The 20,647-nt window shown below is 72.9% G+C and carries 20 protein-coding genes; 15 read left to right on the top strand and 5 right to left on the bottom strand.

Annotation, left to right across the window (positions count from 1 at the left end):
• The first annotated feature begins 72 nt into the window (after positions 1–72).
• The 7 genes from ACTJI1_RS14130 to ACTJI1_RS14100 all read left to right on the top strand — a co-directional run bounded on the left by ACTJI1_RS14130 (position 73) and on the right by ACTJI1_RS14100 (position 10,167).
• The gene (locus tag ACTJI1_RS14130) at positions 73–885 is read left to right on the top strand and encodes a DeoR/GlpR family DNA-binding transcription regulator (protein WP_440743125.1); all 813 of its coding nucleotides are present in this window, start codon (positions 73–75) and stop codon (positions 883–885) included.
• Positions 885–2,168: a 3-oxo-tetronate kinase gene (gene otnK / locus ACTJI1_RS14125; protein ID WP_440743392.1), complete on the top strand. Its 1,284-nt coding sequence runs from the start codon at positions 885–887 to the stop codon at positions 2,166–2,168. The genes ACTJI1_RS14130 and otnK overlap by 1 nt, the downstream gene beginning before the upstream one ends.
• On the top strand, positions 2,165–2,803 hold the full coding sequence (locus tag ACTJI1_RS14120) for a class II aldolase/adducin family protein (RefSeq protein ID WP_440743124.1): 639 nt from the start codon (positions 2,165–2,167) through the stop codon (positions 2,801–2,803). The genes otnK and ACTJI1_RS14120 overlap by 4 nt, the downstream gene beginning before the upstream one ends.
• A 68-nt stretch (positions 2,804–2,871) precedes the next feature.
• Entirely contained in the window at positions 2,872–4,917 is a 2,046-nt protein-coding gene (locus tag ACTJI1_RS14115) for an ABC transporter ATP-binding protein (RefSeq protein ID WP_310132420.1), read from the top strand.
• Positions 4,898–6,640 (top strand): ABC transporter ATP-binding protein, encoded by a 1,743-nt coding sequence (locus ACTJI1_RS14110; RefSeq protein ID WP_310132423.1) that lies wholly within the window; start codon positions 4,898–4,900, stop codon positions 6,638–6,640. Before ACTJI1_RS14115 ends, ACTJI1_RS14110 begins: the two co-directional genes overlap by 20 nt.
• Positions 6,637–8,484: a protein O-GlcNAcase gene (locus tag ACTJI1_RS14105; RefSeq protein ID WP_440743123.1), complete on the top strand. Its 1,848-nt coding sequence runs from the start codon at positions 6,637–6,639 to the stop codon at positions 8,482–8,484. Before ACTJI1_RS14110 ends, ACTJI1_RS14105 begins: the two co-directional genes overlap by 4 nt.
• Positions 8,485–8,574: 90 nt before the next feature.
• Complete coding sequence (locus tag ACTJI1_RS14100; protein WP_440743122.1) at positions 8,575–10,167, top strand: stealth family protein; 1,593 nt, start codon at positions 8,575–8,577, stop codon at positions 10,165–10,167.
• Between the two features lie 194 nt (positions 10,168–10,361).
• Here ACTJI1_RS14100 and ACTJI1_RS14095 read toward each other — a convergent pair whose 3' ends face one another.
• Together ACTJI1_RS14095 and ACTJI1_RS14090 are read right to left on the bottom strand one after the other, a co-directional pair.
• On the bottom strand, positions 10,362–11,285 hold the full coding sequence (locus ACTJI1_RS14095) for a phosphodiesterase (protein ID WP_440743121.1): 924 nt from the start codon (positions 11,283–11,285) through the stop codon (positions 10,362–10,364).
• Positions 11,286–11,396: 111 nt separating this feature from the next.
• Positions 11,397–14,108: a glycosyl hydrolase 2 galactose-binding domain-containing protein gene (locus ACTJI1_RS14090; RefSeq protein WP_440743120.1), complete on the bottom strand. Its 2,712-nt coding sequence runs from the start codon at positions 14,106–14,108 to the stop codon at positions 11,397–11,399.
• A 129-nt stretch (positions 14,109–14,237) separates the two neighbouring features.
• Between ACTJI1_RS14090 and ACTJI1_RS14085 the strand changes: the two genes are divergently transcribed.
• From ACTJI1_RS14085 to ACTJI1_RS14070, 4 genes are all read left to right on the top strand, one after another.
• Entirely contained in the window at positions 14,238–15,242 is a 1,005-nt protein-coding gene (locus tag ACTJI1_RS14085; RefSeq protein WP_440743119.1) for a Gfo/Idh/MocA family protein, read from the top strand.
• A gap of 45 nt (positions 15,243–15,287) precedes the next feature.
• The gene (locus tag ACTJI1_RS14080; protein WP_440743118.1) at positions 15,288–16,325 is read left to right on the top strand and encodes a Gfo/Idh/MocA family protein; all 1,038 of its coding nucleotides are present in this window, start codon (positions 15,288–15,290) and stop codon (positions 16,323–16,325) included.
• A gap of 71 nt (positions 16,326–16,396) precedes the next feature.
• Positions 16,397–16,645, top strand: coding sequence for a hypothetical protein (locus tag ACTJI1_RS14075; RefSeq protein WP_310132439.1), 249 nt, complete (start codon positions 16,397–16,399; stop codon positions 16,643–16,645).
• A gap of 25 nt (positions 16,646–16,670) precedes the next feature.
• Positions 16,671–17,372 carry a hypothetical protein gene (locus ACTJI1_RS14070; protein ID WP_440743117.1) on the top strand — a complete coding sequence of 234 codons (702 nt, stop codon included), beginning with the start codon at positions 16,671–16,673 and terminating at the stop codon, positions 17,370–17,372.
• Between the two features lie 110 nt (positions 17,373–17,482).
• Here ACTJI1_RS14070 and ACTJI1_RS14065 read toward each other — a convergent pair whose 3' ends face one another.
• Positions 17,483–18,301, bottom strand: a complete 819-nt coding sequence (locus ACTJI1_RS14065) for an SDR family oxidoreductase (RefSeq protein WP_440743116.1) — start codon at positions 18,299–18,301, stop codon at positions 17,483–17,485.
• A gap of 56 nt (positions 18,302–18,357) precedes the next feature.
• Between ACTJI1_RS14065 and ACTJI1_RS14060 the strand changes: the two genes are divergently transcribed.
• The 4 genes from ACTJI1_RS14060 to ACTJI1_RS14045 all read left to right on the top strand — a co-directional run bounded on the left by ACTJI1_RS14060 (position 18,358) and on the right by ACTJI1_RS14045 (position 19,968).
• Positions 18,358–19,026 carry an HAD family hydrolase gene (locus ACTJI1_RS14060; protein WP_440743115.1) on the top strand — a complete coding sequence of 223 codons (669 nt, stop codon included), beginning with the start codon at positions 18,358–18,360 and terminating at the stop codon, positions 19,024–19,026.
• A gap of 80 nt (positions 19,027–19,106) precedes the next feature.
• Complete coding sequence (locus ACTJI1_RS14055) at positions 19,107–19,406, top strand: hypothetical protein (protein ID WP_310132447.1); 300 nt, start codon at positions 19,107–19,109, stop codon at positions 19,404–19,406.
• Positions 19,403–19,750, top strand: coding sequence for a hypothetical protein (locus tag ACTJI1_RS14050; protein ID WP_310132448.1), 348 nt, complete (start codon positions 19,403–19,405; stop codon positions 19,748–19,750). The genes ACTJI1_RS14055 and ACTJI1_RS14050 overlap by 4 nt, the downstream gene beginning before the upstream one ends.
• Before the next feature lie 23 nt (positions 19,751–19,773).
• Entirely contained in the window at positions 19,774–19,968 is a 195-nt protein-coding gene (locus tag ACTJI1_RS14045) for a hypothetical protein (RefSeq protein WP_440743114.1), read from the top strand.
• Between the two features lie 111 nt (positions 19,969–20,079).
• Here the strand turns inward: ACTJI1_RS14045 and ACTJI1_RS14040 are convergent, their stop codons facing one another.
• Both ACTJI1_RS14040 and ACTJI1_RS14035 read right to left on the bottom strand, forming a co-directional pair.
• On the bottom strand, positions 20,080–20,403 hold the full coding sequence (locus tag ACTJI1_RS14040; RefSeq protein WP_440743113.1) for a hypothetical protein: 324 nt from the start codon (positions 20,401–20,403) through the stop codon (positions 20,080–20,082).
• 22 nt (positions 20,404–20,425) lie between these two features.
• Positions 20,426–20,638 carry a hypothetical protein gene (locus tag ACTJI1_RS14035; RefSeq protein ID WP_310132455.1) on the bottom strand — a complete coding sequence of 71 codons (213 nt, stop codon included), beginning with the start codon at positions 20,636–20,638 and terminating at the stop codon, positions 20,426–20,428.
• Between the last annotated feature and the right edge of the window lie 9 nt (positions 20,639–20,647).

Here is a 20,647-nt window from a genome sequence, read left to right as displayed (position 1 = left end):
CACTTCCGAACATTCACGTCAAGATTTGTCCGATTGTTGACAAGCCCGCCGAGCAGCCGGTTGGATGGACGCGTGCGCTACACCGACGCCCCCGCCCGCCGCGACGAGCTCCTCCGCCGGCTCTCGGCCGAAGGCTACGTCTCGTCGTCGCGCGTCGCGGACGAGCTGCGCGTCTCCGAGATGACCATCCGGCGCGACCTGCGCCAGCTCGAGGCGGAGGGCCTGGCCCGTCGCGTCGTCGGCGGCGCGAGCCTCCCGAACCTCGGCCACGGCCGTCCCTTCGACGAGCGCGCGGTCACCGGCAGCGGCGAGAAGCACACCATCGCCGAGGCGTGCCTGCAGCTGCTCGACGGCGCCGTGACGGTCGCCCTCGACGCGGGCACGACGGTCGCACCGCTCGCCGGGATGCTGCCCGCCGGCTCCACGATCATCAGCCACTCCGTCCCCGTCATCCAGGCGGCGATCGCGCGCGACGACGTCGAGCTGGTCGCCGTCGGCGGCGTCTACCAGAACGAGACGCGCAGCTTCGCGGGCTCGGCCGCGCGGCGCACGATCGCCGACTACTCGGTGGATGTGGCGGTGCTGTCCGCGACCGCCGTCGATCGAAGCGGCATCCTCTGCGCCAACGCGCTCGACGCCGAGCTGAAGCAGGAGCTCGCCCGCGCCGCCCGCACCACGGTGCTGCTCGTGGACCACTCGAAGCTCGGTGCGCGTGCGCCCATCCGCGTGGGCGGACTGGACCTCGTCGACATCATCGTGACCGACGCCGGGGCCGACCCGGACGACCTCCGCGTGCTGCGCGAGATCGGGGCGACGGTCGTCGTCGCGGGCGAGACGGTGGACGCGCTCTCCACCACCGGCGACGCGGGGGTCGACGTCTCGTGATGCGACTCGGCGCCGTCGCCGACGACGTCACGGGCGCGTGCGATCTCGCGGGCCGCGTCGCCGAGGCGGGACTCCCTGCGAGCGTGCTGCTCACCGCGTCGGCGGACGCGGCCGACGCCGCCGTATTCCCCGGCGATGGCTCGGGATGTGCGGTCGTCGCGCTCAAGGTGCGCACCGCACCCGTGGCGGAGGCGGTCGACGCATCCACCGCCGCCGCCCGGCTGCTCCTCTCGGCCGGCGCCACGCAGCTGTACCAGAAGTACTGCTCGACCTTCGACTCCACGCCCTCCGGCAACATCGGGCCGATCGCCGATGCGCTCCTGGACGTCGCCGGCGCGACCGCATCGGTGGGGACGCCGGCCACCCCCGGCGCCGGCCGCACCCAGTATCAGGGCGTCCTGTTCGTGGACGGCGTGCCGCTCGCCGAGTCGCCCATGCGCGATCACCCGCTCACGCCGATGCGCGATTCCAACCTCGTCCGCCTGCTCGCACCGCAGACCCGCGCGCCGGTCGGGCTAATGCGCTGGGAGGACGTCCACCGCGGCTCGGCCACGGTCGCCGCCGCCATCGCCGACGGGCACACCCTGGTGGATGCGCTCACCGCGCAGGATCTCGACCTCATCGCCGCGGCCGTGCGCGAGCGGGCGGCCGACACGCCGATCCTCGCGGGCGGCGGGGCCGGGGTCGCCACCGCGCTGGCCCGGGCCGAGGTGCGCGAGAGCGGCGTCGCCGGTGGGGCGGCCGGGCTCCCGCCGGTCCCGGTGACCGGCCGGCTCATCCTCGCCGGGAGCGCCTCGGCGGCCACACGCGCCCAGCTCGCGGCGTTCCGCGGCGAGCGCCACGTGCTCGATCCGCGCGAGCTCGACCGCGATGCGGACGCGGCGCTGGCCCGGCTCCGGGATGCGCTCGCCGCTCACGACGACCGGAGATCGCCGCTCCTCATCCACGCCTCGCCCGAGGTGGCGGCCGCGCAGGAGGCTCTGGGCGCCGCCCGCGCCGCAGCCCTGCTGGAGGACGCACTCGCCGAACTCGCCGCCGTCGCGGTCCACGAGTTCGAGTACAGCCACCTGCTCATCGCGGGCGGCGAGACCTCCGGCGCCGTGACCGCGCGGCTGGGCATCGCCCGCCTGCGGATCGGCACACAGGCGGCGCCGGGGGTGCCCTGGGCCGTGGCGGCGAGCGCAGCGCCCGGCGGGGAGGACCGCACGATCGCGGTGCTGCTGAAGTCCGGCAACTTCGGCGGCCCGGCACTCTTCGACGACGCCTGGGAGGTCGCGCCGTGAGCGCCATCAGCACCGAGTCCGAGGCCCGCGCCGCCGTCGTGCGCGCGTGCCGCCACCTGTCGGCCGCCGGCCTGTCGCCCGGCAGCTCCGGAAACGTGAGCGTCCGCGTCGGCGCCCGCATCATCGCCACGCCGACCGGCTCGTCGCTCCGCTCGGTCACCGAGGAGCAGCTCGCCGCGACGCCGGCCGATCAGGACGGCACCCCGCGGCCCACCAAGGAACTGCCCCTTCACGCGGCCATGTACGCCGCGCATCCCGAGGCCACGGCGGTGGTCCACCTCCACTCGCCGTACGCCACGGCGATCGCCTGCCTGCCGCCGACCCCCGACGGCTTCGCGCCGCTCCCGCCGCTGACGCCCTACCGGGTGATGCGGCTGGGCGACGTGCCCCTCGTCCCCTACGCGCCGCCGGGAAGCGCCGAGCTCGCCTCGGGGGTGGCCGCCGCCGCTCCCGGGCACCCCGTCCTGCTGCTCGCGAACCACGGACCGGTGGTCGCGGCGGCCACGCTCGACGCGGCGATCGACCTCGCCGAAGAGCTCGAGACGGCGGCGCAGCTCACGCTGCTGCTGAAGCAGGCCCCCGCGGTCGCCCTCGATGCCGCAGCGGTCGCGGCGCTGACCCCGCCGGGACGCTGACCCGCCGCCGGTTCCCGCCGTCCGGTCACTCCCTCCTCCCTTCCCGCTCGATCCCTCAGGAGCACTCCGTGTCCAGCGTGCGCGCTGCCCGTCCATCCCCCTCCCGTCCGCCGTCGGGCCCGCCGCGCGGTGCGCGCATCCCCGCGGCCCGGCCGAGCGACCGGCACCTCTCGTCGGTGCCGCGCTTCCTGCTCTGGCAGGCCGCCCGGCAGCCGTTCACCCTGGGCGCCGGCGTGCTCTTCGGCGTCGTCTGGATGCTGTGCCAGGCGATCTGGCCCTACCTGCTCGGCCGGGCGGTCGACGAGGGCGTCTCGGGAGATCCGGCCCGGCTGTGGCTGTGGTGCGCGGCGCTGCTCGGCGTCGCCGTGGTGCAGGCGGTGACCGGGATGCTGCGGCACCGGATGGCCGTCTCGAACTGGCTGCGCTCCTCCCTCGGCGTCGCGCGGCTGATCGGGTACCACTCGGCGGAGACGGGATCGGCGATCACGGCGACCACGTCGTCCGGCGAGATCGTGGCGACCGTCAACACCGACTCCCTGCGGCTCGGCGCCATGTTCGACGTCACGGCCCGGCTCGGCGGCGGGGTCGTCGCGTTCATCGCGGTGTCGATCATCATGCTCAACGCATCCCTGCCGCTCGGGCTCGCCGTGGTCATCGGCGTTCCGGCTGTCGCGCTCGTGCTCGCGCTGCTGCTGCGTCCGCTGCGCACCCGCCAGTCCGTCTGGCGCGAGGAGTCCGGCGGGCTCACCACGCTCGGCGCCGACACCGTCGTGGGCCTGCGTGTGCTGCGCGGGATCGGCGGCGAGCACGAGTTCGTCGACCGCTACGCCCGCCAGTCGCAGCGCGTGCGCGCCGCGGGCGTCGGCGTCGCGAAGACGCAGAGCTGGCTGGACGGCCTGCAGGTGCTGCTGCCCGGCGCCTTCCTCGTGTTCATCGTCTGGTTCGGGGCGCACCTCGCCGTCGCGGGGAGCATCACTCCCGGACAGCTGACGGCCTTCTACGGGTACGCGACGTTCCTGGTGCTGCCGCTGCGGACGGCGGTGGAGGCCGCCCAGACGTTCACCGCCGGCGTCGTGTCGGCCCGCCGTGTGCTGTCCGTGCTGCGCACGCAGCCCGCGGCACGCGACCGGGACGAGACCGCCGAGGCCCCGGCCTGGGGTTCCGCCATCGAAGACCTCGCGTCCGGGGTCGTGGTGGAGCCGGGCCGCTTCACCGCGATCGTGGACGCCGACCCCGACGAAGCGGCGGCCATCGCGACCCGGCTCGGCCGCTTCGACGACACCGTCCACCGCGAGGCGCCGGTGCTGTGGGGCGGCGTCGACCACACGCGCGTGCCGGTGAAGGAGGTGCGCGAGCGCATCGTGGTCAACGACGCCAACCCGCACCTCTTCGGCGGCCGGCTGCTCGACGGGCTCGACACGCTGCCCATCCGGGACCGCGAGTACACCGACACGCACACGGGCCGCATCCGCCGGGTGTCCGCAGCCCTCGACACCGCCGCGGCGACCGAGACCGTGGAGGCGCTGCCGGACGGCGTCCACGAGCGGGTCGCCGAGCGCGGCCGCACCTTCTCGGGCGGTCAGCGCCAGCGGCTCAGCCTCGCCCGGGCGCTGCTCACCGACGCGGAGGTGCTCGTGCTGATCGAGCCGACCAGTGCGGTGGATGCGCACACCGAGTCGCAGATCGCCGAGCGGCTCCGCGAAGCGCGGGATGGACGGACGACGGTCGTCGTGACCGCCAGCCCGCTCCTCCTCGACCGGATGGACACCATCGCGGTCGTCCGCCGCGGACGCGTGGTGGGGACCGGCGACCACCAGACCCTGTTGCGGCAGGAGGACGACCTCGGCGACCTCTACCGCGCCATCGTCTCCCGCACGATCAGCGCGGCCGAGCCCGCGGACGGCGAAGAGCTCGACGCCGCGTGGACCGGCTCCATCGACGCGCTCTGGACCGCGACGCATCCCGTGACCGCCCAGCGGCCGGACGGCGGCACGCGCGCGGGCACGAAGAAGAAGGACAAGAAGGAGAAGAAGGCGAAGCGGGCCGCGAAGAAGCGGGCGACTCCGGACTCCACCCCCACGAAGGGAACCGACGATGCTGCTTCCGATCGCTAGCACCGCGACCGTCCGGGCCACCGGCGCGCGGCTCATCCGCCAGCACCGCGGCGGGCTCTCCGTCGTCCTCCTCCTGCACACCCTCGCGGCGGTCGCCGGACTCGCGGGTCCCGCGCTGATCGGCCTCATCATCGACGGGATCACCGGGCACACCCTCACCAGCACCGGCATCGACACGATCGCGCTCATCCTGCTCGGCGCCATCGTCTGCCAGGCGGTGCTGATCCGCTTCGCGCAGCGGCAGTCGATGGTGCTCGGCGAGGGCGTGTTCGCGCAGCTCCGCGAGGAGTTCCTCGCCACCGTCGCGCGCCTCCCGCTCTCGACCGTGGAGGCGGCGGGGACCGGTGACCTGCTCGCGCGGACCACCAACGACATCCAGTCGGTCGCCCAGACCGTGCGGTTCGGGGTGCCGCGCATCCTCGTCGCCGGGGTGACGGCCGTGCTGACCGTGGTCGCGGCATTCCTGGTGAACCCGGCCGTTGCTGTCGCGATGTTCGCCGGCGTCCCGATCCTGATCGTCGCCGCCCGGTGGTACCTCAAGCGGTCCGGGCCCGGCTACCAGCGGCAGCTCGCCTCCTACGCCACGCTCGGCGGGACCATCAGCGAGACCGTGGACGGCGTCCGCACCATCGAGGCGCTCAGCCTGGCGCCGGCGCAGCGGGCGAAGATCGACGCGGCCCTCCGCGAGCGCCGCGACTCCGAGTGGTACACGCTGTGGCTGCGGTCCTGGTTCTTCCCGAGCACCGACATCGCGTTCCTGCTGCCGGTCATCGTGGTGCTCGCCTGGGGCGCGTTCCTGGTCGGCCAGGGCGTCGCCGGCATCGGCGCGGTCACGGCGGTCGCGCTCTACGCCATGCAGCTCGTGTCGCCGGTCGACGAACTGATCAGCTGGCTCGACGAGATCCAGGTCGGCACGACCGCGCTGTCGCGCATCATCGGCGTCGCCGACGTTCCCGAGGACCGGCACGCGACGGGCGAGCAACCCGCCGACGAGCACGTGGTCGCGAAGGACGTGCGCTACGCGTACCGCGAAGGCACGGAGGTGCTGCACGGCGTCAGCCTCGACCTGGCCGTCGGCGAGCGGCTGGCGATCGTCGGGCCGTCGGGCTCGGGCAAGTCGACGCTCGGCCGTCTCATGGCGGGCATCACCGAGCCGACCGGCGGGCGGATCACCGTCGGCGGCGTGCGGCTGGTCGATCTCCCGCTCGACGACCTGCGCAGCCACGTCGCGCTCGTCACGCAGGAGCACCACGTCTTCGTCGGCACCATCGCCGAGAACCTGTCCCTCGCCAAGCCCGGCGCCGGACGCGACGAGCTCGCGCGCGCCCTGCGGGTGGTGGATGCGCTCCGCTGGGTCGCCGCGATGCCGAAGGGCCTCGACACGGTCGTGGGTTCGGGCGGTGTCGTCCTCACTCCGGCACAGGCGCAGCAGCTCGCCCTCGCGCGGCTGGTGCTGCTCGACCCGCACACGCTGATCCTGGACGAGGCGACCTCCCTGCTCGACCCGACCGCCGCACGCGACCTGGAGCGCGCGATGAACCGCGTGCTCGAGGGGCGGACCGTGGTCGCCATCGCGCACCGGCTCCACACCGCGCACGACGCGGACCGCATCGCGGTGGTGCGCGACGGCGAGATCGAGGAGCTGGGCAGCCACGACGAACTGGTGGCCGCCGGCGGGGCCTACGCCGAGCTCTGGTCGTCGTGGCACGGCGGCGGCCGGTGAGCGGCCTCGCCTGGCGCGGGGTGGTCGAGGGCTTCTACGGCGAGCCCTGGTCGCACGCCGACCGGCTCGCCTGGTTCGACCGCGCCGGAGCCCTCGGGCTCGACCACTACCTGTACGCACCCAAGGACGACCCGTGGCACCGCGAGCGTTGGCGGGAGCCGTATCCCGCCGACCGGCTCGCCGAGCTCGCCCGCCTCGGGCGCGCCGCGGCCGAGCGCGGCGTCCGCTTCGTGTACTCGGTCTCCCCCGGCCTCGACATGCGGTTCGCCGACGACGCGGACCACGAGGCGCTGGCGGCGAAGTGCCGGCAGCTGTACGACGCCGGCATCAGGTCGTTCGCCCTGCTCTTCGACGACGTTCCGATGGAGGAGCCGGAGCTCCTCGGGCGGCAGCACGGCGAGGTGGCGGCGCGGTTCGAGCGGTCGTTCCTGCGGCCGGCCGGGATCCACGAGCCCGTGCTGTTCTGCCCGACCGACTACGCGGGGCTCGAACGGACGCCGTACCGGATCGGCCTGGACCGGACCCTGCCCCGGGATGCGCGAGTGCTGTGGACGGGGGCCGACATCGTCGTCGGGCGCGTGACGTCCGACGACATCGCCCGGGCGGCCGCCGCCTTCGGACGCGACCTGGTGCTGTGGGACAACTTCCCGGTGAACGACTTCGACCGGTCCCGGGTGTTCCTCGGGCCGCTGACCGGGCGCGAGGCCGGGCCGGGTCTGGTCGGCATCGTCGCCAATCCGATGGTGGAGGCGGCGCCCTCCCGCTTAGCGCTTCACACCGTGGCGGAGTGGGCGGCCGACCCGTCGGCGTACGAGCCCTCGGCTGCTGCGGATCGCGCGTACCGGGCCGTCGCCGGTGATGACGACGGGGACGCGGCCGGGCTGCGAACCCTGGTGGATGCGTGCAGCGCGTGGCCGCCGGGCGCCCCGCGCTGGCCGCGGCTCGACGTCGCCGTCGCCGCGGAGCGCTGGGACGACGCTGCCACGCTGCTCCGGGGCCTCGCGGAGACGGCGCCCAGCGCATCCACCCCCGTCGACCTGGCGACGCAGCTGGGACCGTGGATCGCCGCGGCGCGCGCGACGGGTGCCGCGGGCGTCCTGGCGTGCCGGGTGCTGGGCGGCTCCTGGGACGGCGCTGACCATGCCGACGCGATCGAGGCGCTGAGCGCCGCACGCCGCCTGCTGGAGGCTGAGTTCGCGGACGTCGCCCGCGCCGCCGTGCTCGCGCTGGTGGATCGCGCGCTCGAACGCCTCGGCGTCGTCGGGACGCGGACGCACGGCACCGGCGCCAAGGTCGCCGTCCTGACCTGCCCGAACCCGGCGCCGGGCGACCGCGAGCTGGTCGAGTTCCTGGGACGGTCCGGGATGCGCGCCCACCTCGGCGACGACCCCGCCGCCGACCTGCTCATCGTGACACGTGGCGCGACCGAGGAGACGGCCCGGGTGGCCGCGTCGCGCCCGGTCCCGCTGCTCGCCTGGGGACACCTGGTGCCGCTCGGGCTGGCGACCGCGGCGGCCGTTCCGCTCTCGCTGGACCGCATCCGCATCGCCGGCCCCGACCATCCCGCCGCCGCCGGGCTCGACGGCGACGTGGTCGTGTACCGCGGCCGGTCGAAGCTGACCGTCGCCGACCCGCCGGAGGACGCGGCGGTCGTGGCGCACGACCCCGAGTCCGGCCGCTCCGTCATCGGCGTCACCCCGGCCGGGTCGCGGCTGGCCGACGGGAGCATCGCACCCGCCGCGCGCGCGACGTTCTTCCTGGCGGCCGACGGATTCGCACCGTGGCTCGTGACCCCGGAGGCGCGGGCGCTACTGCTCGCGACCGTGCGCGAGCTGCTCGGCTGAGCGGTGGCTCCCGCGCCGCGCACGGCGCTGCGGGGGCCACCCCGACCGGGGGACGGCGCGGACGGAGAAGCAGCCTAGAGTGGTCCCTGTATGGCTGAGCTTCCTCCCGCATCCCTGTCCGACCAGCCCGAGCCCGTCGTCGTCACCAGCGACCCCGGCATCGGCGCGCGCCGGTTCACCCGCGACGACATCGTGCACCGAAAAGGGCTGTACACCCTGGTGTCCGGACCGTTCACCCCGCGGGAGTCGATGATCGAGGACCTGCTCGCCGTGCGCGACGCGCTCGACGACGCGGGGCTCGAGTACCTGCTGGTTCGTGACGACGACAACCGCCTGATCGTCGCCCTCGACCGGCGCAAGCGCAAGGAGGTCACCGCGGCGCTCGCGACGGCCTTCGCCGACGAGCCGTTCTACGCCCGCGGCATCGACCCCGAGGGCGGCGCGCACGGCGAGGACCTGCTCATCGCGGACGGCCGCCTCTCCCGCCGCAAAGCCGACATCATCCGCCTGTACCGTCCGCGGCTGGAGCCCATCGGCCGCCTGCGGTACGGCGCCGACACGGCCTTCCAGCTCGAGTTCTGGCGCTTCGGCGACGACGAGATCACCGCGCCGCGCGAGAACGCCCTCATGCGGCCGCGGCTGCCGCGGAGCGAGGCGGTCGAGGCCGAGGTCGAGTTGTACGGGCGCCGCTGGCGCACCCTCCAGCACATGTTCGACCCCCTCGCCAGCGACGTCGCCTTCGACATCGACATCGTCTTCTCGTGGGTGGACGGCTCCGACAGCGAGTACCAGCGGCAGCGGGCCGCGCGGATGGCGGCCTACGTCGTCGGCGAGGGCGACGACAACGAGGCGCGCTACCGGCAGATCGACGAGCTCAAGTACGCGCTGCGCAGCATCCACATGTTCGCGCCGTGGATCCGCAACATCTACATCGCCACCGACTCACCGGTGCCGCCGTGGCTGGATGCCGAGCATCCGCGCATCCACATCATGCGCAGCGAGGACTTCTTCGCCGACACGTCCACCCTGCCGACCCACAACTCGCACGCCGTCGAGAGCCAGCTGCACCACATCCCGGGCCTGTCGGAGCACTTCCTGTACTCGAACGACGACATGTTCATCGGCCGGCCGCTCTCCCCTGACATCTTCTTCTCGCCCGGCGGTGTGACGAAGTTCGTGGAGGCCGGAACGCGCATCGGCCTCGGCGAGACGGACCCGGCCCGCAGCGGGTTCGAGAACGCCGCGCGCGTCAACCGGCGGCTGCTGTGGGAGCGCTTCGGGGCGGTCACCACCCGCCACCTCGAGCACTGCGCAGCGCCCCTGCGGGTGAGCGTGCTGCAGGAGATGGAGCGCGAATTCCCCGAGGACTTCCGCCGCACCGCGGGCAGCCCGTTCCGCTCGGCGACGGACATCTCGGTCACGAACTCGCTGTACCACTACTACGCGCTGATGACCGGACGTGCGGTGACGCAGGCGCAGGCGAAGGTGCTGTACATCGAGACGACGCTGCGGCAGGCGCCCGACATGATGCGCCGCCTGCTGAAGAAGCGCGACCAGGACATGTTCTGCCTCAACGACGGCTCGAAGCCCGAGATCGACGCCGCCGAGCGCACGCGCGTGGTGACGGACTTCCTGGAGCGCTACTTCCCGTTCCCCGCCCCGTGGGAGCGCCCGCTCCCCTGACCCTCGGCGCGTGCCGGTGCCGACATTCGTGACGAATGTTGCTTTGCGGGTGCGCTGAGGCGACATTCGGCACGAATGTTCCGCCTGTCTTCGCGCGGGAGGCGCCGCACATTCGGCACGAATGTGGTGATCGGCGCGCGCAGAGGCGACATTCGGCACGAATGCGCGCCCGCGGGCGGGGCACGATGGGCGGGTCAGGCGAGGATGCGGACGGGCTCCGTGGGGGCCTCGCGGCCGGCGGCCGGGGGGATGCGGATGCCGTCGGCGGCCAGGCGGCGCGCCGACTCCTCGGCGTCCACGTAGTCGAGCGTCGGGTAGTGGCCGAGCGGCACGACCGAGTGGAGCACCGTGTTCGGGTAGACGTGCACGAGGTTGAACGACAACGCGCCGTCGCGACCGCGGGTGCCGCCGACCGGCACGTTGAGGTCCTGCGTGTAGCAGCTGGCTGACGCCACCGACACCGGGATCCCGGCGAACATCGCCGTCGACGAGTAGTGCAGGTGCCCCGCGATGATGCTCCGCACATCGCTGCCCTCGAGCACCTCGCGCAGCTGGGACTGGTCCCGCAGCTCCACCGACACGGCGAGATCGAGCACGCTCGGGATGGGCGGGTGGTGCATCGCGAGGATGGTCCCCTCGGGCGCCGGCATGGCGAGCTCGGCGGCGAGCCAGTCGAGCTGCGACTCGCTCACGTCGCCGTAGTGGTGGCCGGGCACGGTCGAGTCGAGGACGATGACACGCAGCCCGCCGATCCACACGACGTCGTCGACGGGCGCGGTCGCGGCGTTCTCGTCGCGCAGCCCCTGCCGGAACGCCGCCCGGTCGTCGTGGTTGCCCATCACCCAGATGACGCGGGCGCCCATCCGCTCCGCCGCCGGGTCGACCAGCGCGCGGAGCCGCGCGTACGCGTCGGGCTGCCCGCGGTCGGCGAGGTCGCCGGTGAACACGATGGCGTCAGGACGGCCGCCCGAGGACTCCACCTCCTGCAGCAGCACCCGGAGGTGCTGCTCGCTGTCGACGGTGCCGTAGAGCCGCTCGCCCCCCGCCAGCAGATGCGTGTCGCTGATGTGGAGCAGGAAGTGGTCCGGCCGCGGGTATTCCGCGATTCGCGTCTTCACGGGGCTATCACACCACCCCGTTCTGAACGGATCGTGAACGCTCCCGGTGTGGCGGCTCTATTGCGGTCACACCAGAACGGGTGACGTGGACACGCGTCACGGCGTCGCTCGTCACGGCAGGTCGACCGGCTCCGCGTTCCACGATTCCAGCCTTACCGGCACACCGGGCGTCGCGGCTAGGCAGCGCTCCTCGCCGGGTAGCAGCGGGCGCGGGTCTCCGGAGACGCTCAGGATGGGCGCTCCCGGCACTCCGACGGGCCGCGCGACCGCGGATCTCGCACCCGCGGGCCCGGCCTCCACGGGACGTGCGTCCACCACCCGCACGGTCAGCGCCGCCACGTCGCCCTCGTTCCGGATGCGCACCGCGCCGTCCGCACCGCGGGTCACCGCGAGCCGCGGGGCCGGGACGTCGAGCAGCGCCGCGAAATCCTCCGTCGTGGTCGCGACCGTGCGTTCGCGGTCGATGACGCGTCCCTCGGCATCCCGCCAGTCGGCCTCCCACAGGAAGACGGCGGGCAGCGCATCCACCGCCACCTCGAGGCTCCCGACGGCCGCCGGGCGGCCGACCGCCGGCGCACCGAGCACCCGCTCGGCGATCACCGTTCCGTCGAGAGCGACCGCCCGCACCGTGACCGTCGAGCCCTCGACCACCGCATCCTCCGCCCACAGCCAGACCTCCGCCGCCGCGACGGACTGGCCGCCCCACACGGCCCGCTCCACCCGCAGGGTCGCCCGGCGTCGCTCGAAGGCCCGCGCCACGGCGAAGAACGCCGGCTTGGGGTCGCCGCGGAAGTCCACCGCGGTCGTGCACCATGCGTTCGGGAAACTCTCATTCAGCTGCCATGGCAAGACCATGCTGCAGCGCGGGAACCGGCGGCGGTCCGCCTCCACCGCGTACTGCAGCCCGGTCGCCTGGAGCAGCTGGGACGCCCGGTTGAGGGTGGCGAGGTCGTCCGGCCGTCCGCCGAACAGCTCGACGACCTGGTCGGCGTTGTTCCACCACTCGCCGAGGTGCCGGTACACCGGGTTGGTGCGGTCGGCGGGCCAGCGTTCCGCCTCGGGGACGAGCGCCGTCAGCGAGCGCAGGTTCGTCATCCCCTCGACGCCGAACTCGGTGTGCGCGAGGCTCGTTCCGGCGTTCGCGAGCGTGTACTGGCCGACCAGCCCCTGATGCTCCCAAGGTCCGTGCACGTCGTGCTGACCCTCCGGGTTGGCGTGGATGCGGTCGAGCCGGTTGTGGAACTCCGGTCCCGTCGGCGACGTGGGCAGCCAGCCGCGGCCGGAGTCGAGCGCGGCGACGGTCGCGGAGAGCGCGGCGAGCACCGGCGACCGGTCGTCGCTGAGCGGGACGCCGCCGTCGTCGAGCTCGTTGCCGCCGCCCCACAGCAGCAGCGACGGGTGGTGGATGCGCGTGGGCACCAGCGCCTCCGCCTCGGCGCGCATGAACGCGACGAAGTCCGGATCCGTGCTGGGCGCGCTCTGCATCCCGGAGCTCGACTGCGAGAACTCCTGCCAGACGAGCAGTCCGAGGCGGTCGCACGTGGCGTAGAAGTGCTCCGACTCGATGAGGCCGCCGCCCCAGACACGGATGAGGCGCGCGCCGGACGCGGCCGCCAGCGCGAGCAGGTGCTCGACCTTCGCCGGGTCGATCGAGCCGAACAGGGTGTCGGCCGGGGTCCAGTTCCAGCCGAGCAGGGGCACGACGACGCCGTTGACGACGGCCGTGTAGTTGAGCGCGCCCGCCGGGGCGCCCTCGTTGGGCACCAGCTCCGCCGTGCGGAACCCGACCTCCCGCGCGATGCGATCCGTCTCGCCCGCGGCGTCCGACAGTGCGACCGTGACCGTGTAGAGCGGCTGCGGGCCGACCGTATTGGGCCACCACAGCTCGGGCTGCGGGACGCGCAGACTCGCCGTGCCGGCCGCCGCATCCACCCGCTGCTCGGCGACGGTGCGCCCGTCGCGCGCGACCGTGACCGTCACGCCGAGGGCGGCATCCGGTCTCGCGGCGAGTGGTGCCTCCCACGAGACGTCGACCAGGCCGTCGCGCTCGCGCGCCGCGGCCGGATCGAGTCGTGACATGCTGTCGCCACCCGACGCGGATTCGCGCATCCACTCACGACTCGATCGCGGCGCGGGCGCCTCGCCCGCCGCGGCGACCCGCGCGCTCACGGTCACGTCGCCCAACAGCGCGCGGGCGACGCGGAGGCGGGCGCTCCTCCAGACGCCCTGGTGGCGGAGGCGCGGGGAGAAGTCCCAGCCGTAGCCGAGGCGGGGCGTGTGGACGCGGACCCACTCCGTCCGGCCGACCTGCGGCTCGGAGGCCGGGGCGGGATGGACGCGCAGCGCCAGCTTGTGCCGCCCGGGCGAGCGCTGCTCGGGCGTCAGCACGAACCGGCCGCGGTGGTAGAGGCCGTGGACCGAGCCGAGCGCCTCGCCGTCCCAGTACACGTCGGCTCCGGGGTCGATGCCGTCGAACTCGAGCACACCGACGCCGATGCCGTCGCCGACCCCGTCGCTCGCGGACGCATCGAGGTCGACCGCGCGCCGGTAGACCCAGGAGCGTTCCGCCACCCACTCGGACGCGCGGCTGTTGCGCCCGACGCGCGGGTCGGGCACGTCGCCCGCCCGGTGCAGGTCGTCGATGACGGCTCCCGGAACCCGCGCGGGCAGCCAGCCGGGCGCCGCGGCGATCGCCGCCGACGCATCGGCCACGTTGTTGCCCGACTCCGGGAGCGGTGCGCCCAGGTACCACTCGGCCGTGTCGCCGAGGGCTTCGCGGATGGTCCAGTCGTCGCCGTCGAGGCGGATCGTCGCGCTGCTCACAGGACGATCATGCCGAATCTGGGAACGATTGCAGAAATTCGGCCGCAGGTCTTCCGACTGCTCCGGAGCAGAAGGTACGCTTTCGAAGTTCGCGCGCACCGTAACCCTGGCAAGGAGGCCTCGACAGGCATGTCCCACCCACTCGCTGTCGCAGCGATCGGCTTCTGGCACGTACACGCGGGCGACTACGCGCGCAACGTCCAGCAGCATCCCGACACCACCCTGCTCGCCGTCTGGGACGACGACGAGCAGCGCGGCCGTGCGGCCGCCGACGAGTTCGGCGTGGAGTTCGTCGCCGACCTCGACGAGCTGCTCGCCCGTCCGGAGCTCGACGCTGTGACCGTCACCACCGCCACCGACCAGCACCGCGACGTCATCGGCCGCGCCATCGCCGCCGGCAAGCACGTCTTCACCGAGAAGATCCTCGCCCCCACCGTCACGGAGTCCGAGGAGCTCGTGGAGCTGGCCCGGCAGGCCGGCGTCGCCCTCGTGGTGTCGCTGCCCCGGCTCTCGGACGACTACACGGTCGCGATCGAGCGCATCCTCGACGAGGGCACGCTGGGCGAACTGACCTACTCGCGGGTCCGGCTCGCGCATGACGGGTGGGTGGCCGGCTGGCTGCCCGACCGGTTCGGCGACCCGGCGGACGCGATCGGTGGCGCGCTGACGGACCTCGGCTGCCACCCGGCCTACCTCACGCGCCTGTTCCACCGCGCCGAGCCGCTGAGCATCTCGGCGAGCTACGGCAGCGTGACCGGGCGGCCGGTCGAGGACAACGCGGTGGTCACCGCCGAGTTCCCCGGCGGACGCCTCGGCGTCTTCGAGGCGAGCGTCGTCACCACGCCGGGAGCGTTCACCGTCGAGTTGCGCGGCACCGCCGCCAGCCTGGTGTTCGGCTTCGGCGGCGAGCGCCTGCTCGCCAAGGGCGGTGCGTTCGGCGACGAGTGGCAGGAGATCCCCCTGCCCGACCGGCGACCGGGTGCGTTCGCGCAGTGGGTGCAGCACATCCACGACGGCACGACCGCCGACGACAACCTGCGTCACGCCGTCGAGCTGACCCGGATGGTCGTCGCCGCGAACGAGTCCGCAGCGAGCGGCCGCACGGTCGCGCTCTCCCCCGTCCCGGTCGCCTGACCGGCCCCTCCTCTTTCTTCCTCTTCCTTCAAGGAGCACATCGTCATGCCCACCAACACCGTCCGCATCGGCTTGATCGGAGCCGGAGGCATCGCCGGCGCCCACGTCGCCGGCTACCTCCGCAACCCGGAGACCGTCACGTTCGCCGCGGTCGCGGACCCGGTCCGCGAAGCGGCCGAGCGCCGCGCCGGCGACAGCGGCGCCGCCATCTACGCCGACTACACCACCATGCTCGCGGAGGCCGACATCGACGCCGTCGACATCTGCCTCCCGCACCACCTGCACAAGGACGCCATCGTCGCCGCCGCCCGGGCCGGCAAGCACATCCTGTGCGAGAAGCCGCTCTGCCTCACCCCGGAAGAGGCAGCCGAGGTGGATGCGGCGGTCGCCGAGGCCGGCGTCACGCTGATGTGCGCGCACAACCAGCTGTTCCTCCCGGCCGTCGCCCAGGCGAAGAAGCTCATCGAGGAGGGCGCTCTCGGGCGGCTCTACGAGGTGCGCACCACCGACAGCTTCTTCAACGACTTCGACCCGTCGAACATGGGATGGCGTGCGCACGCCTCGACGAGCGGCGGCGGCGAGCTGATCGACACCGGCTATCACCCCACGTATCTGCTGCTGCACCTGGCCGGCGGGTCGCCGGTGGAGGTCACCGCCATGCTGGCGACGCACCGTCTGACGTTCATGGAGGGCGAGGACTCGGCGCAGGTGCTGGTGCGCTTCGACAACGGCGTCCTCGGCAGCCTCGTCACCAGCTGGGCGTATGAGCCCGCGGACGGGACGGAGAAGTTCTCCGCGGTCGGCGAGCTCGGCAGCCTGACCAGTGACGGCACCTCCCTCTCCTTCCGTGCCCGCGGCGACAGCGAGCCGACGGTGTACGAACTGGAGCCGGTGCACGAGTTCGGCGAGGAGATCGCGCACTTCGCGCGCAGCATCCTGGACGGCACCCGGCCCCTCCACACGCAGAAGGAGGGGATCGAGGTGCTCGGCATCATCCTCGCCGCGTACGAGTCCGCGCAGAACCGCACGATCGCGCCCGTGCGCTCCGTGCGGGAGCTGGTGACGTCCGCGACCGCCGACTGAGCCGGCACCGCTTCACGCGCACAGGAAACGGGGGTATATCCCGCGGCCCTGCGGCGGAGTTACAGTGCAGCATGAGCACGCAGCGGGCGGGTGCTCGGCACGCAGTGCCGGAGCCCCATCGTCAAGACGACTTCGTCGCCGTCCCGTACCTGCGCCAGGGCCAGCTCATCTCGCTGATCCGCTGGTCGCTGGTGTCCGGCGAGTGGAAGTACACGACCATCCTCGCGGAGTACCTGCACCGCGACGAGAACTCGTGGTACCTCGTGATCAACGGCAATCGCGCCAGACTCGACCGCTCGGAGTGGGCGATCTTCAACTGACCGATACCGCTGTACTGTTCCCGGTGTGAGCGACACCGAGACCGAGAAGGAGGCGCGGCGCGCCCAGCCGGAGCACCGCTGGCCCGCGGTGATCGCCACCGTGGTGGCGCTGGCCGCGTACGCGCTCCTTCCCAGTGTCGTTCCGCTGATCGAGCGGTACGCCGTCGTCGGCATCTGCCTGCTGATGATCGTCGCGCTGGTGATCTACAACCCGCACCACCTCACCCGCGAGTCCCGGTGGTCCCGCCGGGCTGAGATCGGGCTGTCGCTGTTCATCCTGGTGGCGAACCAGGTCGCGTTCGCGGAGACCGTCATCCGGCTGCTCAACAAGCACGGCAACGGCTATGAACTGCTGCTGGCGTCGCTGCAGGTGTGGCTCACGAACGTGATCGCGTTCGCGCTGGTGTTCTGGGTGCTCGACCGGGGCGGACCGGTGGCCCGCGCGACCGTCCCGCGCCCGAAGCTGGCACTGGCCGACTTCCGCTTCCCGCAGGACGAGGACCACGACGCGGTCGTCGAGGTGGCCCGCGGCTCCAGCAAGCAGGCCGACTGGGTGCCGAACTACATCGACTACTTCTACTTCTCGCTGTCGAACTCGATGGCGTTCAGCCCGACGGACACGATGCCGCTCACCCACCGCGCGAAGCTGCTGATGGCGCTGGAGTCGTTCGCGGGCTTCCTCCTGCTGGCGCTCGTCATCGCGCGTGCGGTGTCGCTGATCGGCTGAGCCGGGGGGATGCCCACACCGCCCCCGGAGCGTCGGAGGGGAGTCGGCGGGGGCGGTGATGCTGCCATCCCAGCACCCGCGGGCCCCGCGCGATAGTCAGCGGCGACCGTTCAGAGGCGCCGCCAGTCGTCGGAGGTCAGGTGCGAGCCCGCCTGCGGACCCATCTGCAGCATCCCGCCGTCCACCGCCCAGGAGGCGCCGGTGACGTACGACGCGGCGGGCGACGCGAGGAACGCGATCACCGAGGCGATCTCGCGGGCGTCGCCGGGGCGGCCGAGCGGGACGCCCGGACGGTGCACCTCGCGCGGGTCCTCGTCCTCGGCGTCGTTCATCGGCGTCGAGATCTCCCCCGGTGCGACCGCGTTCGCGGTGATGCCGTACTCGCCGAGCTCCAGGGCCAGCGTCTTCAGCAGCCCGCCGAGGCCGTGCTTCGCGGCGTCGTACGCGGCCGAACCGACGCGGGGCTGGTGCTCGTGCACGCTGGTGACGCCGATGATGCGGCCGCCGCGTCCCGCATCCACCATGCGCCGAGCCATGCGCTGGATGCACACGAACGCGCCGTCGAGGTCGGCGCAGACGGTCTTCCGCCAGGTCTCCCAGTCGGTCTCGAAGAAGGGCGTGCCGCCGTTGAGGCCGGCGTTGTTGACGAAGACGTCGCAGCCGCCGAGCTCGTCGGCGATGCGGTCGACGACGTCGCCGCACGCGGGGGCGTCGGTGGTGTCGAGTTGCGCGACGACCGCGCGGCGGCCGGCCTCGCGGACGAGACGAGCGGTCTCCTCCGCGCCCTCCTCGTCGGAGTGCCAGGTGATGCCGACGTCCATGCCCGCCTGCGCGAGGGCGACCGCGGTGGCACGGCCGATGCCGGAGTCGGAGCCGGTGACGATGGCGGTGCGGGGGTCGGTGAGTTCCGGATACGAGTGATCAGCCATGCCCGGAACGGTGCACCCCATGCCGGGTGCGCGCAAGGGGTGGTAGTCGTGGAGCCATGACGATCTCCGCAGTGCTCTTCGACGTCGACGGAACCCTGGTCGACTCCAACTTCCTCCACGTCGACGCCTGGAGCCGGGCGTTCGCCGAGATGGGCACCCCGGTGGACTCCTGGCGCATCCATCGGGCCATCGGCCAGGACTCGGCGCGGCTGCTCGAGCAGCTGGTGGGCGAGCGGGACGAGGACTGGATCGGCCGCGCGAAGGACCTGCACTCGCGCTACTACGTCGAGCAGGCGGGGCGGCTGCGCGCCTTCGACCGTGCCGCGGACCTGCTGCGCGAGCTCGCGTCCCGCGGCATCCGGGTGGTGCTCGCCACTTCGGCCCCGGAGGACGAGCTGGAACTGCTGATGAAGGCGCTGGATGCCGACGATGCGATCCACGCGACGACCAACGCCGACGACGTCGAGACCGCGAAGCCGGAGCCCGGCATCATCGAAGTCGCGCTGCAGCGCGCGCAGTCGGACCCGTCGGACGCCCTCTTCGTCGGAGACTCGGTATGGGACATGATGGCCGCCGCCCGCGCGCACGTCCGCTCTGCCGGGGTGCTGTCCGGCGGCGTCGGCCCGTCCGAGCTGCTCGAGGCCGGCGCCGTCTCGGTGTTCGACGACCCGACCGACCTCCTGGACCGCATCGACGGCGTGCTCAGCGGCCGACGCTCGGCCTGATCGCCCCGCACGACAAGCCTCTTGCCAAGCTCCGCGCTGTGGCGTTCCATAGGGGCGACGGCCCAGGGAGAGGAGTCGCCATGTCGGCGAGCGAACTCGAGATGTCCAGCGTGCGGTACCCGTACCGCGACCGCATCTTCCACGTGGAGAAGAAGTCGCCGGGAGTGTGGGTCGTCCTCGACGAGTCGCACGCCGAGCTCGGGACGCTGGTCCGCGTCGCCGTGGAGGGCGAAGAGCACGAGCCGGTCTTCGGCGCGGTGCCTCCCGGATACGCCGAGACGCTCCACGAGGGGTCGGACTGGCGGATGCTCGTCGCCTCCCTCATCAACGAGTCGCTCGACGCGGAGACCGCGGCCACCGGCAACCAGGGAGAGGCATGAGCGTCCGCCTCAACAAGAAGGCGCTGGAGCACGCCAGGAAGCTGGTCGAGCAGGGCAAGGTCGTGCACGACCAGCGCGACGACTGGAGCGAGCACGCCCCGAGCGCGGACGACGAGAACCGTTACATCGAGAAGAACGGCTGGGACGACTACGCGCTCTGGCATCTCGGCGAGGACCCGGACAAGAGCGAGGAGACGAAGGGGCGGTTCAGCTTCCCCTACGGCGACTTCACGAAGGTGCACCGCTGCGCGGTCATCTCGCTGGAGAGCCGGGCGTCGCAGAACGACCACGACGACATCGCCCGCGAGACGAAGCGCCTGCTCGAGCTGATCGACGGGGAGTAGTCGCCGGGCTACGATACCCGGAGATGAACGCGACGCTGCGCACGGCGCTCGGCTGGGTCGCCGCCGTGCTGCTGAACGTCGGCGTCTTCCTGGTCGTGGCCGGCCTGATTCTCCCCCGCACCGGTGGTGACGCACCGGTGCTCGGTGTCGGCGCCGCCCTCTGCGTCGTCGGCGTGGTGGCCGGCGCCGGGTGGCTGGCGGGCCGCCCGCCGCGCTGAATCGCCCGACGTGCGGGCATCTTGCATCCGGACACGCAGCGACCCCGCTCTGGGATGAGGAGAGCGGGGTCGCCACGGCACCGGCGCGAGGCCGGTGGGTCGGTGGGCCGATCAGTCCGGGGGCTCGCTGTGCCCGACGAGGTCGGGGTTCGACGGCTGATCGGCGGGGTCGAAGTCGGCGGGCGGCGGTTCGGCCTGGTCGGTTCCGGTGTCGCCGGCCGGGTTCTGGCCGCTGTTCGCGGTCACATCTTCCGCGCCCTCGGGCGCGACGCCGGTCTCGCCCGGCGCGCTGACGTCGCCCGACTGGCCCGCCTCCGTCTCGGCCGGCTCGGCGGCCTGGGCGTCGCGCTCGACGCCCTCCTCGAAGCGCTCCGGCTTGTCCTCGGCGGGCACGCCCTCCGCGTCGGTGTTCGGCAGTCCGCTGGTGTCGCTCATGCTTCGCTCCTTCCCGGCAGCCCTACGGCTGGCCCTCTTCGCTGTACGAGGTCGCGGAGTCCGCATCCTCGTCCGTCCGGCGGGCGTCGTCGAGATCCGGGATCACGTCCTGGATGACGTCCCTGTCCGCCGTGGGCTGGACGGCGCCGCCGTCGTCACCCTCGAGGTCGCCGGCCAGCCCGTTGGTGGGGTCGTGGCCGGTGACCGGTTCCTGTGCATCGCGCGAATCGGTCATGCGGCACAC

The organism is Leifsonia sp. 22587 (assembly GCF_052044215.1).
Taxonomy (GTDB): domain Bacteria; phylum Actinomycetota; class Actinomycetes; order Actinomycetales; family Microbacteriaceae; genus Leifsonia; species Leifsonia shinshuensis_C.
The sequence above is the reverse complement of the archived record's forward strand: the minus strand, read 5'-3'. Positions and strand labels throughout refer to the sequence as shown.

Coding starts and splice junctions, on each gene's coding strand:
- otnK (WP_440743392.1), top strand. CDS start 885: ATGCGACTCGGCGCCGTCGCCGACGACGTCACGGGCGCGTGCGATCTC.
- ACTJI1_RS14110 (WP_310132423.1), top strand. CDS start 4,898: ATGCTGCTTCCGATCGCTAGCACCGCGACCGTCCGGGCCACCGGCGCG.
- ACTJI1_RS14100 (WP_440743122.1), top strand. CDS start 8,575: ATGGCTGAGCTTCCTCCCGCATCCCTGTCCGACCAGCCCGAGCCCGTC.
- ACTJI1_RS14085 (WP_440743119.1), top strand. CDS start 14,238: ATGTCCCACCCACTCGCTGTCGCAGCGATCGGCTTCTGGCACGTACAC.
- ACTJI1_RS14080 (WP_440743118.1), top strand. CDS start 15,288: ATGCCCACCAACACCGTCCGCATCGGCTTGATCGGAGCCGGAGGCATC.
- ACTJI1_RS14075 (WP_310132439.1), top strand. CDS start 16,397: ATGAGCACGCAGCGGGCGGGTGCTCGGCACGCAGTGCCGGAGCCCCAT.
- ACTJI1_RS14065 (WP_440743116.1), bottom strand. CDS start 18,301: ATGGCTGATCACTCGTATCCGGAACTCACCGACCCCCGCACCGCCATC.
- ACTJI1_RS14060 (WP_440743115.1), top strand. CDS start 18,358: ATGACGATCTCCGCAGTGCTCTTCGACGTCGACGGAACCCTGGTCGAC.
- ACTJI1_RS14055 (WP_310132447.1), top strand. CDS start 19,107: ATGTCGGCGAGCGAACTCGAGATGTCCAGCGTGCGGTACCCGTACCGC.
- ACTJI1_RS14050 (WP_310132448.1), top strand. CDS start 19,403: ATGAGCGTCCGCCTCAACAAGAAGGCGCTGGAGCACGCCAGGAAGCTG.
- ACTJI1_RS14045 (WP_440743114.1), top strand. CDS start 19,774: ATGAACGCGACGCTGCGCACGGCGCTCGGCTGGGTCGCCGCCGTGCTG.
- ACTJI1_RS14040 (WP_440743113.1), bottom strand. CDS start 20,403: ATGAGCGACACCAGCGGACTGCCGAACACCGACGCGGAGGGCGTGCCC.
- ACTJI1_RS14035 (WP_310132455.1), bottom strand. CDS start 20,638: ATGACCGATTCGCGCGATGCACAGGAACCGGTCACCGGCCACGACCCC.